At 41.7% G+C, this 15,226-nt stretch carries 19 protein-coding genes; 15 read left to right on the forward strand and 4 right to left on the reverse strand.

The features are described from left to right. The first annotated feature begins 67 nt into the window (after positions 1-67). The 9 genes from V2H41_RS03165 (at position 68) to V2H41_RS03205 (ending at position 7,626) form a co-directional block, all read left to right on the forward strand. Positions 68-259: a hypothetical protein gene (locus tag V2H41_RS03165; protein WP_330973672.1), complete on the forward strand. Its 192-nt coding sequence runs from the start codon at positions 68-70 to the stop codon at positions 257-259. A gap of 158 nt (positions 260-417) precedes the next feature. Beyond that, positions 418-1,602, forward strand: a complete 1,185-nt coding sequence (locus V2H41_RS03170; protein WP_330973673.1) for an acyl-CoA dehydrogenase family protein — start codon at positions 418-420, stop codon at positions 1,600-1,602. A 38-nt stretch (positions 1,603-1,640) separates the two neighbouring features. Next, positions 1,641-2,147: a shikimate kinase gene (locus V2H41_RS03175; protein WP_330973674.1), complete on the forward strand. Its 507-nt coding sequence runs from the start codon at positions 1,641-1,643 to the stop codon at positions 2,145-2,147. Further along, positions 2,140-2,523, forward strand: a complete 384-nt coding sequence (locus V2H41_RS03180) for a DUF423 domain-containing protein (protein ID WP_330973675.1) — start codon at positions 2,140-2,142, stop codon at positions 2,521-2,523. Before V2H41_RS03175 ends, V2H41_RS03180 begins: the two co-directional genes overlap by 8 nt. Before the next feature lie 108 nt (positions 2,524-2,631). Continuing rightward, positions 2,632-5,205, forward strand: a complete 2,574-nt coding sequence (locus V2H41_RS03185; RefSeq protein ID WP_330973676.1) for an FtsK/SpoIIIE family DNA translocase — start codon at positions 2,632-2,634, stop codon at positions 5,203-5,205. Between the two features lie 125 nt (positions 5,206-5,330). Further along, positions 5,331-5,978 carry an outer membrane lipoprotein periplasmic chaperone LolA1 gene (gene lolA1 / locus V2H41_RS03190; protein ID WP_330973677.1) on the forward strand — a complete coding sequence of 216 codons (648 nt, stop codon included), beginning with the start codon at positions 5,331-5,333 and terminating at the stop codon, positions 5,976-5,978. 95 nt (positions 5,979-6,073) lie between these two features. Beyond that, on the forward strand, positions 6,074-6,550 hold the full coding sequence (locus V2H41_RS03195; RefSeq protein ID WP_330973678.1) for a GAF domain-containing protein: 477 nt from the start codon (positions 6,074-6,076) through the stop codon (positions 6,548-6,550). Then, on the forward strand, positions 6,550-6,819 hold the full coding sequence (locus V2H41_RS03200) for an acylphosphatase (protein WP_330973679.1): 270 nt from the start codon (positions 6,550-6,552) through the stop codon (positions 6,817-6,819). The genes V2H41_RS03195 and V2H41_RS03200 overlap by 1 nt, the downstream gene beginning before the upstream one ends. 72 nt (positions 6,820-6,891) lie before the next feature. Continuing rightward, a complete protein-coding gene (locus tag V2H41_RS03205; RefSeq protein ID WP_330973680.1) occupies positions 6,892-7,626 on the forward strand; it encodes a 3-keto-disaccharide hydrolase in 735 nt (244 codons plus the stop codon). A gap of 204 nt (positions 7,627-7,830) precedes the next feature. On the opposite strand, the gene rpsG is transcribed toward V2H41_RS03205, so the two are convergent. The 3 genes from rpsG to V2H41_RS03220 all read right to left on the reverse strand — a co-directional run bounded on the left by rpsG (position 7,831) and on the right by V2H41_RS03220 (position 9,944). Next, a complete protein-coding gene (gene rpsG / locus V2H41_RS03210) occupies positions 7,831-8,298 on the reverse strand; it encodes a 30S ribosomal protein S7 (RefSeq protein WP_330973681.1) in 468 nt (155 codons plus the stop codon). Positions 8,299-8,335: 37 nt separating this feature from the next. Then, positions 8,336-8,707, reverse strand: a complete 372-nt coding sequence (gene rpsL, locus V2H41_RS03215; protein WP_330973682.1) for a 30S ribosomal protein S12 — start codon at positions 8,705-8,707, stop codon at positions 8,336-8,338. A 172-nt stretch (positions 8,708-8,879) separates the two neighbouring features. Then, a complete protein-coding gene (locus V2H41_RS03220; RefSeq protein ID WP_330973683.1) occupies positions 8,880-9,944 on the reverse strand; it encodes a branched-chain amino acid aminotransferase in 1,065 nt (354 codons plus the stop codon). A 16-nt stretch (positions 9,945-9,960) separates the two neighbouring features. On the opposite strand from V2H41_RS03220, the gene V2H41_RS03225 reads away from it, so the two are divergent. The 5 genes from V2H41_RS03225 to V2H41_RS03245 all read left to right on the forward strand — a co-directional run bounded on the left by V2H41_RS03225 (position 9,961) and on the right by V2H41_RS03245 (position 13,149). Next, the gene (locus V2H41_RS03225; protein WP_330973684.1) at positions 9,961-10,536 is read left to right on the forward strand and encodes a hypothetical protein; all 576 of its coding nucleotides are present in this window, start codon (positions 9,961-9,963) and stop codon (positions 10,534-10,536) included. Further along, a complete protein-coding gene (rdgB, locus tag V2H41_RS03230; RefSeq protein ID WP_330973685.1) occupies positions 10,533-11,117 on the forward strand; it encodes an RdgB/HAM1 family non-canonical purine NTP pyrophosphatase in 585 nt (194 codons plus the stop codon). Before V2H41_RS03225 ends, rdgB begins: the two co-directional genes overlap by 4 nt. A gap of 70 nt (positions 11,118-11,187) precedes the next feature. Continuing rightward, entirely contained in the window at positions 11,188-11,748 is a 561-nt protein-coding gene (locus tag V2H41_RS03235) for an RNA polymerase sigma factor (RefSeq protein WP_330973686.1), read from the forward strand. 21 nt (positions 11,749-11,769) lie between these two features. Beyond that, positions 11,770-12,654, forward strand: a complete 885-nt coding sequence (locus V2H41_RS03240; RefSeq protein ID WP_330973687.1) for a hypothetical protein — start codon at positions 11,770-11,772, stop codon at positions 12,652-12,654. A 63-nt stretch (positions 12,655-12,717) separates the two neighbouring features. Beyond that, positions 12,718-13,149, forward strand: a complete 432-nt coding sequence (locus tag V2H41_RS03245; RefSeq protein ID WP_330973688.1) for an acyl-CoA thioesterase — start codon at positions 12,718-12,720, stop codon at positions 13,147-13,149. A 9-nt stretch (positions 13,150-13,158) separates the two neighbouring features. Here the strand turns inward: V2H41_RS03245 and kdsA are convergent, their stop codons facing one another. Beyond that, complete coding sequence (gene kdsA, locus V2H41_RS03250) at positions 13,159-13,980, reverse strand: 3-deoxy-8-phosphooctulonate synthase (RefSeq protein ID WP_330973689.1); 822 nt, start codon at positions 13,978-13,980, stop codon at positions 13,159-13,161. 200 nt (positions 13,981-14,180) lie between these two features. Between kdsA and V2H41_RS03255 the strand changes: the two genes are divergently transcribed. Beyond that, positions 14,181-15,140 (forward strand): NAD-dependent epimerase/dehydratase family protein, encoded by a 960-nt coding sequence (locus V2H41_RS03255; protein WP_330973690.1) that lies wholly within the window; start codon positions 14,181-14,183, stop codon positions 15,138-15,140. Positions 15,141-15,226: the final 86 nt, after the last annotated feature.

Consider the following 15,226-nt stretch of genomic DNA (forward strand, 5'->3'; position numbering starts at 1 on the left):
CATCGCATTTTACCTGTCGACACTTCAATGCGGCACGCTTTTGGCGGTATATCACTAAAGCGTTATTATGAATAAAAATTATAAATACGGTTGGATAGCATTGGGACTGGTTGCTATAGCATACTGGAAGTATAAAATGAAGCCTGAACAAAAAGCTAGGCTTAAGAACAAGTTATTTAAGGTCGATAAAAAGCTTTTTGAGCAGATCTCAGATTATAAAGATGTAGTAAGACAGCCGAAAGATCAGTATCTAGCATAGTATAAAAGTAGTAAAGTGGCGAGAGCCACTTTTTTTATTGCTTTTTTGACCGACATTTGACTTTATGAGTGTGTTGTAATAGTATGCAATGGGTAAATGATGCCCAAATGCTTCTATATGTTTTACCACTACCTTTGTAGAGCTTAAATATTGCTGCTATGTCCGTAAACAAGGATTTATTCGAAAGCCCCGACTATTTTAATGTTGACGCACTGCTTACAGAAGAGCAATTGATGGTGCGTGCGGCTGTAAGAGCTTACGTCAAAAAAGAAATTACACCTATTATTGAAGACTATGCACAGCGGGCAGAATTTCCGCAGCATATTGTGAAGCAGTTAGGCGAAATCGGTTGTTTCGGTCCTACTATTCCTATCGAGTATGGGGGGGGAGGGTTGGATTATATCAGTTATGGTTTGATGATGCAGGAATTGGAACGGGGCGATAGCGGTGTACGTTCTACAGCATCGGTACAGGGATCGTTAGTAATGTTTCCTATTTATGCGTATGGTAGTGAAGAGCAGAAACAAAAATATCTCCCCAAGCTGGCTAGCGGCGAGTGGCTGGGGTGTTTCGGTCTAACAGAACCCAACTATGGTAGTGATCCCGGAGGAATGTTGACGAATTTTAAAGATGCCGGAGATTACGTTATTCTAAACGGCAGCAAAATGTGGATCAGCAATGCACCTTATGCGCAGGTGACAGTAGTTTGGGCTAAAGATGAGAGCGGCGAAGTTCACGGATTAATAGTAGAAAGAGGCATGGAAGGTTTTTCTACGCCTACCATTCATAATAAATGGAGCTTGCGGGCTTCAGCAACTGGTGAGTTGGTTTTTGATAATGTGAAAGTGCCTAAAGAAAATATTCTTCCCGGTATAAAAGGGCTGAAAGGCCCGCTCAGTTGTCTTACCAAAGCTCGTTATGGTATTGCATGGGGAGTAATAGGAGCGGCTATGGATTGTTATGATACAGCCTTGCGCTATGCTAAAGAAAGACAACAATTTGGCAAACCAATCGGGGCTTTTCAGTTGCAGCAGAAAAAGCTTGCCGAAATGATTACCGAAATTACTAAGGCGCAATTGCTCAACTGGCGTTTAGGAACTTTAATGAACGAAGGCAAAGCGACACCTCAACAGGTGAGCATGGCTAAGAGAAACAGCTGTGAGGTAGCGACAAATATCTGTAGAGAAGCTCGACAGATTTTAGGAGGAATGGGCATTACAGGCGAATATCCGGTGATGCGACATATGATGAACCTCGAGAGTGTGATTACTTACGAGGGTACACATGATATACATTTGCTTATAACCGGTCAGGATATAACGGGGTTCAATGCTTTTAAATAACAATCGGTTCATCTTATAGGAACCTTAACGAATATACGATGCGTATTTATTTGATTGGATTTATGGGTGCTGGCAAAACCTATTGGGGCCGGCAGTTGGGTCAGAAGTTGGGTATTCCTTTTTTTGATCTGGACGAACTTATTGAGGATGACGCAGGCAAATCCGTAAATAGCATTTTTGAAGAGGAGGGGGAAGAATATTTTCGCACCAGAGAAAAAGAAATTCTCTACATGGTAACTGAAAGTCATGATTCGATGGTATTATCTTGTGGAGGCGGTGCCCCCTGCTTTTTCAACAATATAGATTATATGAACCAGAAGGGGATTACTGTATGGCTGAATACACCCATCGATACCCTGCTAAGTAGGTTAAAAGAGGAAAAACATACGCGCCCTTTGTTGAAAGGCTTGGATGATGAAGCCTTAAGAGCATATATTATCAAAAAAAGTGCAGACAGGCGCATATATTACGAACGTGCCAAGATTAAGATAGATGATGATAATTTAGATCTTGATAACTTTATAAAACTAATTTTTAATGAGTAAATTATATCTTGCCTTAGGAAGTGCTTTAGCAGGTTTGGGAGTAATACTGGGCGCATTTGGTGCTCATAAGTTGAAGGAAATAATGCCTGAATCGGTATCCACTTTTCAAACAGGCGTACAGTATCAGATGTATCATGCCTTTGCATTGCTAATGGTGGGTATATTAATCGAACGCTTCCCATTCAGGACCATGAACTGGGCAGGTATTTGTTTTTTAATCGGTATTGTTCTGTTTTCCGGTTCGCTATACGCTCTTACAGCTTTAAAGGCAGGCGGTAAAGTAGGCTTGGGCGGATTGGGAATCATTACACCCATTGGCGGCCTGTTTTTCATCGTCGGCTGGATTTGTCTTTTATTATCTTTCTTTAAAAAGTAAAAAAACATTTACTAGGATGTCTCAATAAGGTTTTTGAGCCGGAAATAGCGATTGTCAATATATACATCAAATCCATAATGGTTCATACAACCTTATTATCTTTGTTCTATGGCGAATAAGAGCAAATCGAAGAGTAAAAAAACAAAAGCCGGATCGAAGAATACAGTAGCCGATTTTAAAACTGAGCAAGAAGCAAAGATTCAGTTAAAACAATTGGCTAAAGACGAGCGCACCTGGAAGATAGTGGGTTTGACATTTCTGTTGGTTTCTATTTTCCTTGTTATATCATTCGTATCCTATTTCTACACTTGGAGGCAAGATTTTGTTCTGGCATCTAAGGGTGCTGGTATTCTGCTGGAGCCCGATATTACCGCTGAAAATCTTTTGGGTAAATCAGGTGCTCTAGTTGCGCATCTTTTTGTATACAAGCTGTTTGGTGTAGCTTCTTTATTGATTTGCACCTTTTTCTTTGTGGTAGGAGTAAATCTGATGTGGCGAAGAAAGGTATTTTCCATCTGGCGCAATCTGAAATATGTTACGCTAGGAATGCTTACCGTGTCCACTATTCTAGCATTTATTCTTCGCAAAGAGGAGTTTAGTTGGGGCGGAGGTGTAGGTAATGTTATTAGCGACTGGTTGCAGTCCTCTCTAGGCTTTATAGGAACATCAGCTATATTATTATTGATAGTGATTGCTTATTTCGTTTGGCAATTCAATCCGGCCTTCAGCTTCCCTAAAAAATTAACGTCCGCACCAGCTCCTATTCCATTGGAACCTGAATTGGAGGAAGATGTGGCTCCTGCTACTGAGCTGCCGGAGCATGATTTTATAAAAGAAACTCAGGAGGTAGCAGAACAAGAAGCATCTACGGCCAAGTTAATAATACAGGATGAAGTTGAAAGAGAAAAGCCCCAATTGGGACTTATTGAAAAAGATACATTGCCCGTTAAAGAGGAGGAAAAAGGTTTTGAACGCATTACTGTGTTAAAGCCTGAAGCCAGAATCGATTTTGAGCCTGAGCAAGCTGAAGAAAAGAAGGAAAAGAAAGTATCTAAAACTCCAACCTCTTCTCCCGAAGAGGAATTGAAATTAGAAATCAACTCAGCTCCTCTTCCTGAAACTGCTGAAGAAGCCAAAGTATCTACAACGCTGCCCAACAGTGGGAATAAACCTTACGAACCTACCTTGGATCTTAGAAATTATAAGTTCCCTACACTGGATTTGCTAGAATCTTATGGTAGTGAAAAAATTGAGCAGGATCCGGTAGAGCTGGAGAATAATAAGAATCAGATCATCACTACGCTCCGTAATTATGATATCGAGATACAACGCATAAGCGCCACTATTGGGCCTACCGTTACTTTATACGAAATAGTGCCTGCTGCAGGAGTACGTATTTCCCGCATCAAGAATCTGGAAGATGATATTGCTCTAAGTCTTTCCGCACTGGGCATTCGTATCATTGCGCCTATTCCGGGTCGAGGAACTATCGGTATTGAAGTACCTAATGCTCGTAAGACTATCGTGAGCATGAAAACCCTGCTGGCGTCGGAGAAGTTCCAGAAGTGTAATTACTCGCTGCCCATTGCATTAGGGAAAAAGATCGATAACGAGAACTTTATTGTAGATCTTGCAACGATGCCACACCTGCTGATGGCCGGGGCTACAGGTCAGGGTAAATCGGTAGGTATTAACACAATACTGGTATCGCTTCTATACAAAAAGCACCCGTCGCAGTTAAAGTTTGTGCTGGTGGACCCCAAAAAGGTAGAATTAAGTATTTATAGTCATATCGAAAGACATTTTCTAGCCAAGCTTCCTAATGAGGAAGATGCGATTATTACCGACACCAAGAAAGTAATCAACACCCTCAATGCACTTTGTATTGAGATGGACAACCGCTACGATTTGCTTAAAGAAGCTGGTTGCCGTAATATTAAAGAGTACAACGCTAAGTTTGTTTCCCGCAAATTGAATCCTGAAAAAGGACATCAATACCTGCCGTTTATTGTATTGGTAATTGATGAGTTTGCCGATCTTATAATGACTGCCGGTAAGGAGGTAGAAATGCCCATTGCACGTCTGGCGCAGCTCGCACGTGCGGTAGGTATTCACCTAATTATTGCCACTCAAAGACCATCCGTGAACATCATTACCGGTACCATTAAGGCAAACTTCCCGGCCCGTGTAGCTTTTAAAGTAAGTAGTAAAATAGATAGCCGTACCATATTAGATACTGGAGGAGCCGAACAGCTGATCGGAAAAGGCGATATGCTCATCAGCCTTAACGGTGAAATTGCCCGATTGCAGTGTGCTTTCGTGGATACCCCAGAAGTAGACAGGGTGGTAGAATTCATCGGTTTTCAGGAAGGTTATCCGCAGCCATTCCTGCTACCGGAATATGTAGATGAAAAAGAACTCGAGAGCGGCGATTTTGATATGGGAGATAGAGATGTGTTATTTGAAGAAGCCGCACGTTTGATTGTCGCTAATCAGATCGGATCCACATCATTATTGCAACGACGGATGAAATTGGGATATAACCGTGCCGGTCGCCTCATGGACCAACTAGAAAGCGCAGGCATTGTAGGTCCCAACCAAGGCAGTAAAGCTCGTGAGGTGCTCATTAAAACAGAGGCTGAATTACAGCAGCACTTAGATGCTCTAGGTTATTCGAGTTAGTTTTTGTCTGATAATGAATTATTTATTCAAAATGTTAAATAATTCTTATCATACACACCTCGGCATCAAAATTGGCGTCTAATACACACAAAAAGATTTTTCCATTAAAATTTTAAAACTTGAAAATGAAGAAGTTGTTTTTTACGGTATTGGGATTATTGTTTGTAGTTCTCGGTTTTGCGCAGCAGCGAGATCCTAAGGCTAAAGCATTATTGGATGAAGTAAGTGCTAAGTTCAAAAGTTATAAATCGGTAATGGTAAATTTTGCCTATCAGATTAACAATTCGGCAGGCAAAGTACTATCCAAGAAAACAGGTACCGTACAAATGAAAGGTAACAAGTATATCATCGATCTGGGATCTAATAAAATTATCAGTGATGGCGAAACTATTTGGAACTACGATCCCGCGGCTAAAGAGGTTACGGTTAATAGTGCAAGTGCATCCGATAATACCATTACTCCACAGAAATTATATACAGATTTTTATAGCAAGGATTTTATGTATGCCATGCAAAAGGACGATAAGGTAGGCGGGAAAGCGGTAAATAAAGTGGTGCTGCAGCCTATTGATAAATCCAAACCTGTTTCATTGATTTATCTGGCAATTGATAAGGCTACCAAAAACATTATAGGTGCTACTATTGTTGAAAAATCTGGGAATAGATATATCTATAGTGTAAGTGATTTTAAAACCAATGTGGTAGCATCGGATGCTAATTTTACTTTTGATGCATCCAAATATCCCGGAGTAGAAGTGATTGATTTACGATAAAACATACTGAATACATAAGGGAGCTCCATATTTTGGAGCTTTTATTTTTTGTATCACACCGCATTTCTATAGTTTCGATATTGTAATGAATGTTTATGGCTGAAGATTTGATAATTCATAAAGGAACCAAGGCCGAACAATACGCTTCCTTAATTCCGCAGATTGCAGGACTTATAGAAGGGGAGCAAGATTTGGTGGCCAATTTGGCCAATGTGGCTGCTGCATTGAAAGGGCAATTTGGCTGGTGGTGGGTAGGTTTCTATTTGGTGAAAAATGATGAGTTGGTGTTAGGCCCGTTTCAGGGACCTGTAGCTTGTACCCGTATTCAAAAAGGAAAAGGTGTATGCGGAACTGCATGGGCACAAGCCCAAACGACTATTGTTCCCGACGTGGATCAGTTCCCTGGTCATATAGCTTGCAGCAGTGCATCAAAATCGGAAATTGTAGTGCCTGTGATTCGTGAGGGCAATGTTGTTGCTGTGCTAGACGTGGATAGCGAGCATTTAAATTATTTTGATACAACTGATCAAAAATATTTGGAGCAAATTGTATCCCTAATTCCTTTTAGCTAATGGTTACGAAAAAGATTATTGTCAGAGGAAAAGTACAAGGTGTGTTCTATCGGCAGTCCACACGTAATAAGGCCAGGGAGCTGGGTGTGAAGGGCACTGTGCGAAATCTGGAAGATGGCCAGACGGTAGAAATATACGCAACAGGTACAACAGAGCAGTTATCGGCCTTGATGGATTGGTGCCAAGTAGGTCCTCCTCAAGCTGTGGTAAACGCTGTAGAAGTATCGGACGAGCCTCTGAAGGTTTATGATGATTTTTCTATTATATAACCGCAATTTTTTACTAATTGTGGTGTCCAATAAGTTAATATGATTATTGTAATAATAAAAGATTGAAAACGTATGAAGAAAACGCTACTATTTCCTTTGCTTGCCTGTGGCATGATTGTGTATGGACAAAATGGAGATCCTCGGCTTACAGAAGTGTGGGAGCCTGAACCCAGAGTAGTAACCCCCGGAGCTACCGATAAAGATGCCCCCTCGGATGCTATTGTTTTATTCAATGGTAAAGACCTTGCAGAGTGGGAGAGTATGGATGGCAAACCTGCCAAGTGGACTGTCGAAAACGGAGTGGTTACAGTAGCTAAGGGTACCGGAGCTATTAAAACCAAAAAAGCTTTCGGCGATTGTCAATTACATATTGAATGGCGTACTCCGGCTGTTGTAAAAGGCGAGGGGCAGGGAAGAGGTAATAGTGGCATTTTTTTAATGGGATTGTATGAATTACAGGTTCTGGACAGCTATAATAACCGTACTTATAGTAATGGACAGGCAGCAAGTATTTATAAACAAATACCACCTCTAGTAAATGCATCCCGTAAGCCTGGTGAGTGGCAAACTTATGATATCATTTTTATCGCTCCGCGATTTAATAAAGATGGTAGCTTGAAATCGCAGGCCCGCATCACCGTATTCCACAACGGAGTTTTGGTACAAAATAACATGGCAATATGGGGTGCTACTCAGTTTATAGGAATAGCCACCAACAAAGCGCATGGAGAAAAGGAACCGCTAGTTTTGCAGGATCATGGCGACCCTGTGAGCTTCAGAAATATTTGGATACGCGAATTGGAATAATGGGAGCTATTCTGCCTCACACCATTGGATAAACCAAGCGTTACACATAATTATTAAAGCAGCTATAAGCTGCTTTTTCTTTTATAACAACGTTATTGCTGAACTCTCACTTAGAAGCAATGCATGAAGGAACTTTCTACAAGAAATAAAAAAGCCCGTTCGAAGAACGGGCCTATAACTTTTATAATCCTTTGTAGTAGGAAATTATATTCTAAAGTGAGCGAAGGCTTTGTTAGCTTCAGCCATACGGTGTGTATCTTCTTTCTTTTTGAAAGCAGCACCTTCACCTTTGCTAGCAGCAACAATTTCATTAGCCAGTTTTTCTGCCATGCTGCGACCGTTGCGCTCGCGGCTGTAACGAATCAACCATTTAATACTTAAAGAAATTTTTCTATCGGGACGCACTTCAGAAGGAATCTGGAAAGTGGCACCACCGATACGACGGCTGCGTACTTCCACTGTAGGAGTCACATTGGCCAATGCCTTTTTCCACACTTCGTACCCATCCTCGTTAGTGATCTTGCTCACTCTGTCCAGGGCATCGTAGAAAATAGTGAATGCGCCGCTTTTCTTTCCTTCCCACATCAGGTTGTTAACAAAACGGGTAACCAGTTTATCGTTGTATTTGGGATCTGGCGCTAACGGATGTTTTTTGGCTTGTGCTTTACGCATTATCTTTAAATATTAATTCTTTATTACTGATTTATAATTATTTACCTTTTTTAGTACCGTATTTGGAACGACTCTTCTTACGGTCTTTTACTCCGGCAGTATCGAGGCTACCACGTACGATGTGATAACGCACACCAGGTAAATCTTTTACCCTACCGCCACGAATCAATACGATTGAGTGTTCCTGCAGGTTGTGTCCCTCACCCGGGATGTATGCAATCACCTCAATTTTATTAGTCAAACGAACTTTAGCCACCTTACGAAGCGCTGAGTTGGGCTTTTTAGGTGTAGTAGTATACACACGAGTACAAACCCCACGGCGCTGAGGGCACTGATCCAAAGCTCTTGATTTACTTTTAGCTTTGATGATTTGTCTTCCTTTACGTACTAACTGGTTAATTGTAGGCATTCCTTATCCTTTATAATTTTTTGGACGGCAAAGGTAGTATTTAGGTTTGAACCAACAAAATTATTGTCAAATTTTCTCTACCACAAAATAATGCCGTTTTTCAATATGCAACTAATTAAATAAAAAGGCTCGCTGAACCACGAGCCATTCTGGCTTATAAAAGGCTGAAAATCTATACTTTTACTAACCAGCCATATTTATCCCCTAGCTTGTTTTCCTTGTAGTCCAACAACTCTTTTTTCATAGCTGCCGAGATGGTCATTTGCGCTACGTCAAACTCCATTACAAGATCCTTATACTTTAGCTCTCGCACATGGCTGATGGTGGCTGCCGTACCACAACCAAATACCTCCTTAAGTGTGCCGGCTTTATAAGCCTCCACGAGTTCGTCTATCGATACCTTACGCTCTTCCACTTTATAGCCTTTCTCTCTGAAAAGGTGTAGTAGGCTCATACGGGTAATACCATTTAATATAGTACCATCACTGAGGTCGGGAGTTACAATGGCATCGCCTATAACGAACATAATATTCATGGCGCCTACTTCCTGTACATATTTATGTTCTAAGGCATCCATCCACAGCACTTGATCATACCCTTGTTTTCTGGCTTCTGCCGAAGATAGCAGGGAGGCTGCATAGTTACCGCCTGTTTTAGCAAATCCGGTGCCTCCTGGGGCAGCGCGAGTAAATTTTTCTTCCACATAAATGCGGGCTGGGGCAGAGAAGTATGCGCCCACAGGTCCTGTAATAATTAAGAATTTGTAAGATGAAGATTCTTTTACCCCTAGTGTTTCTTCTGTTGCAAACATAAAAGGGCGTATATATAAGGACTCGTCATAGCCGGAGGGGATAAAATCCTTATCCAAGCGTATGAGCTGTTTCATTCCTTCAATAAAGATCTCTTCGGGAATTTGAGGCATAGCCATACGTTCGGCCGATCGGTTCATGCGCTTCCAGTTTTCGTAAGGCCTGAAGATGTGAACATTACCATTTTCATCCTTATGTGCTTTTTGACCCTCAAATATGGTTTGCGCATAGTGTAGGACCGATAGGGCAGGCGAATAGACTAGTGGCTCGTAGGGGCGAATTCTGACGTTTTTCCACTCTCCATTGACCCAATCAGCTTCTAGCATGTGGTCAGAAAAATATTTACCAAATCCCAGATTGTTGAAATCAACCTGGCTCAACTTACTTTCTTTCACCCTTTCTACGGGTATTTGCATCGCCTCTACCATAAAATGTTATTTTTGGATGTTATTACTATTGCGAAGATACGAACAGTATCGGTACAAAAGAGGAGCTATGAGTCTGAACAGTGTGAAACTTACGCCTTATTTGCTGACACAGCTATATCCCAATAAGCTGGTAGTGCCCGATGGAAATACATCGGCATCGCCTAAACAAGAGGATAAGCCCCAGACCCCAAGTGAAATGCCCGCTTGGAAGTTTTTGGGCAACAATGAAAAGAAGGTATTGATTGGGGTGCATTATGATAATGCCGTACATCTACCCGATGCTCAGCTGGAGTTTTTAATGCAATTGTTAAAAGCCTGCCAATTGAGCCTAAATGATGTGGCCGTTATTAATTTGAATAATCATCCGGATTACCAATATGATGAGCTGCTTCGATATTTTCAGTCACAAGTGATATTCTTGTTCGGATTAACGGCTCAGCAGTTTGGATTCCCCTTCGAAGTACCACAATACCAGATACAGCAATTTGCAAACTATACTGTATTGCATGCCCCTGCACTAGAAGTATTGCAACCCGATAAGGCTGCTAAGACCCAGTTGTGGGCGGCACTTAAAAAGATATTTTCATTATGACGTTAATTTTTGCTACCAATAATAATAATAAGGTAAAGGAAATTCGGAATGCTTTGAATGAGCGGTTTGAAATTATTAGTCTCAAAGAAGCAGGCATTGATAAAGATATCCCCGAGCCCTACGATACACTAGAGGCTAATGCTTCGGAAAAATCGCGGGTGATTTTTGAAATGACGGGGAAAAACTGTTTCAGTGAGGACACTGGTTTGGAAGTGGAGGCTTTAAATGGCGAACCCGGAGTGAAAAGTGCGAGATATGCCGACGGTGAGCCGCAATATGTCGATATAGTAGACAAGTTACTTGCTAAAATGGAAGGGCAAGACAATCGGCGGGCACGGTTCCGCACGGTGATATCGGTAATTATTGACGGTAAGGAATCCTTATTCGAAGGTATCTGTGAAGGGCGCATTATTACGGAACGCAGGGGAAACAACGGTTTTGGTTACGACCCTGTCTTTATTCCTGATGGGGCTGACAGAACCTTTGCCGAAATGGAACTGGATGAAAAAAAACTGTATAGCCACAGAGCCAAAGCATTGAAAAAACTGATTGAGTGGCTGCAGCAATCCTCGCCATCTTAATAAACGGTTCTGTTTACATACATTAAACTATTCCCTATATTTGAACAACTTTTTAAATATTTTCAAAAATTTGGAATCTACAAGCAACCATATTGTTCAAGAAAACGACTTAATAACGGGGTGCATTGAAGGCGACCGCCGAATGCAGGAAGAGTTGTACAACCGATTTGCCCCCAAAATGTATGCTGTATGTCTACGGTATGCATCAAATGCCGATGAGGCACAGGATATTCTGCAGGATGGCTTTATTAAGGTTTTCAGAAAACTGGACAGTTATAGAGGTGATGGGTCTTTTGAGGGGTGGATTCGACGCATATTCGTAAATACAGCTATTGAATATTTCCGTAAAAAGAAATACCTACAACCTGTAACCGAACGGGAAGAAAACACCATAGAAGGGAAATATATTTCGGCTTTGGATGGTTTGGCAGAAAAGGATATTCTTGATTTGATTAGTCAGCTTTCTCCCGGCTACAGAACGGTATTCAATATGTATGTGGTAGAAGGTTATTCTCATAAAGAAATCGGCGATATGCTGGGAATCAGTGAGGGAACCAGTAAATCACAACTTTCTCGAGCCAAAGCTATTTTGCAGGATCTGGTAAGAAAACATATTGAGAGTAAAGAATAATATATTTAGAAATATCAATCCATGAACAGCCTGAAGAAAATATATGATTGGGAAGTGACACCGCCGGCTGGCGCATGGAAGGCTATTGCCAGGGAACTGGACAATCTGGACTTTGAAAATAAACTATCTCAAAAACTCGAAGCCCTCGAAGTAACACCACCACCGGCTGTGTGGTCCCATATTGCTGCACAGCTGGATGAGGTGAATCAAGAAAACAAGCTTTCCAAAAAATTATATAATACAGAGGTGACTCCTCCCCCAGCCATGTGGGATAAGATTTCTCGCGAGCTGGATGATCAGGAAGCGCTGAAGGTTATAGAAAAAAAGCTGGCTCATCTGGAGGTGCAGCCCCCTGCCGGAACTTGGGCAAGTATTCGTAGTGCGCTGGATGCGCCACAACAAAAGCCTGCAGCCACTGTAGCCTCCATGGGGTATGGCTGGTTGAAATATATAGCAGCAGCTTGTTTTATCACTATTATTAGTATTACGGCCTATTTTATATTTAAGGATGAAAGTGCATCCGGCAATGCTTATACTGCTGATAATATTAGAAAAGAGCTGCCTGCGAGCAGTACTGCTTCTATCAAAAAGGCTGCTCCAGTGCCGCAGGATGCCGGTAAGGCCGCTTTGGCAGGTATTCGCACAAAGCTGGGCAATGCTTATGTTGCTTCTCAGGAAAGAAATACAGAGTTGCAGAATCGCTATATCATTCTGATGACTCCTGAAGGCAATATCGTTCGTATGTCTAAGAAAGTTAGTAATCTAGCCGACTGTATTGCGGGAGAAGATAGTAGCTGCGATGAACAGATATCTCAGTGGCAGAAGGAAATGGCTAACAATGCAGCCGTAGCTACACCTGATAATTTTCTGGATATGCTGGATATTGCTGCCGGCTCTCAAAATTAACCCTACTTCTTTAAGCAAACTTTTTAGTACAACAGCCCGTACTTTTGCCTTCAAATAGATTTTATGGCAAGAGTAAAAGTAGCTTTACCCGCACAGTTCCCTTTTTCAACGGTCATTCCAATTCGTATTACAGATTTAAACTACGGTGGCCATGTAGGAAATGATGCGGTGCTGAGTATTATTCACGAGGCACGTATGCAGTTTCTAGCTCATTACGGCTATAGTGAAATGCATTTTGAAGGGGTGGGATTGATTATGGCTGATGTTGCTATTGAGTTTAAGCACGAAGCGTTTTACGGAGATAGTATCATTGCATCAGTAGCTGCAAGCGATTTCGGAAAAGTAACTTTTGATATCTATTATAAACTAGAGAAAAAAGACGGCGATAAAATAATACCCGTAGCCTATGCAAAAACCGGGATGGTGTGCTTTGACTACGGGCAGAAAAAAGTGGTGCCCGTTCCTAACAGTATTCCGGCGCGATTGCAACAATAGTTGGTGTATTTATTGCAACGCTTTACGAATCTTTACCAGCTGCGTCAGTAAATCCTCTAGAAGATCCAAGCGAAGCATGTTAGCACCATCACTTTTAGCTACAGCGGGATTAGGATGCGTTTCGATAAAGATGCCATCGGCTCCAGCGGCGATAGCAGCCTTAGCGATGGTGCCTATGAGTTGAGGATTTCCGCCCGTAACTCCCGAACTCTGATTAGGCTGTTGGAGGCTATGTGTGCAATCCATTACCACCGGTACACCATGTTCCTGCATCCAGGGAATATTACGATAGTCTACCACCAGATCCGTATAGCCAAAACTATTACCACGGTCGGTAAGTATTACTTTTTCGTTGCCGGCTTTGTAAATCTTTTCCACGGCAAACTTCATTGCCGGACCACTTATGAACTGTCCTTTTTTAACATTCACCACCTTCCCTGTACGCGCAGCTGCTTCCAGTAAATCGGTCTGTCTACACAAAAAAGCAGGGATTTGTAGTATATCCGCATAGGTAGCCGCCATCACAGCTTCGTCATGCGCATGAATATCCGTAGTAGTAGGTATACTGTAAGTAGCCCCTACTTTTTGAAGATACTGCAAAGCCTGTTCATCTCCAATACCGGTAAACGAACTCGCACTGGTACGGTTGGCTTTCCTGTAGGAGGATTTAAAAATATAAGGAATGCCTAGTTTCTTGCATATTGCAACTACTTTGTCTGCAGTTTCCATCAGCAGCTCTTCACTTTCTATAACACAGGGGCCAGCTATCAGAAAAAAGTTGTCCTCGTCGTATGATTGTTGCTCGAAAAGGGATTTTAAATATGATTTCATAAGACAAATGTATTGAAAAAGCAGTCGTACCTGTTTTCTTATTGCAATCTTTTATAAAAAATCAGCAGGGCATTGGTCCTAAATTCTCGAGGAATATGTTTTATAAACCGTACTACCGGTTAAGGATGAGGAAACGTTTGCACAGGAACAATTTAGAGTTGGATGCTGTATTATTAATAAGTTTGCATCAAATCTTTACTATGACAAAGGAGAAAATATTAGTGATTGGGTCTTCGGGACAGATTGGGGTAGAGCTAACCTTGGCATTGAGGAAAATATATGGAAACAGTAACGTGATAGCTTCCGACTTGCGGGAGGAAAATGAACTACTAAAAGGAACCGGCCCCTATGTTGCACTGGATGTAATGAATAAGGAGATGCTGCATGTACAGGTGATTCGGCAGAACATTACACAAATTTATTTGCTTGCTGCTATTTTGTCTGCTACAGGCGAGAAAAATCCCGGACTGGCATGGCATTTAAATATGCAGGGCTTATTGAATGTGCTGGATATTGCCCGGGAAGAAAAGTTGCACAAAGTATATTGGCCTTCTTCCATCGCCGTTTTCGGGCCTACATCGCCTAAGCAGCTGTGCCCGCAGCAAACCATTATTGAGCCGACTACCGTGTATGGTATCAGCAAATTTGCTGGCGAATTCTGGTGTAATTATTATCATTTAAAGTATGGTGTAGATGTGCGCAGCTTGCGCTATCCCGGCTTGATATCGTATAAATCGGCTCCGGGAGGGGGGACTACGGATTATGCCGTAGAAATATTTCATGAGGCATTAGAGCATAAGAAGTATACCTGCTTCCTGTCGGAAAACACTTATCTGCCAATGATGTATATGCCGGATGCTATCAGGGCTACCGTAGAGTTGATGGAAGCTCCTAGGGAAAAAATTTCTGTGCATACTTCTTACAACCTCGCAGCTTTTAGTTTTTCACCTAAGGAAATTGCAGCAGCAATTAAGAAGCATATTCCTGAGTTCGAAATTACTTATCAGCCCGACTATCGGGACGCAATTGCCAACAGCTGGCCACAAAGTATTGATGATAGCGTTGCTCGTACTGATTGGGGTTGGAAACCGGAATATGATTTGGAAACGATGACAGCGGATATGATAAAAAATATTAGCCAGTTAAAACAAACATCGTAAGATATTACAACTTGAAGTTTTTTTGCTAATGGCGGTAGTATTTTATGAGTGTAAAAAAAGAGGTACAGACAAACAGTCTGTACCTC

The organism is Niabella digestorum (genome assembly GCF_036409055.1).
Classification (GTDB): Bacteria; Bacteroidota; Bacteroidia; order Chitinophagales; family Chitinophagaceae; genus Niabella; species Niabella composti.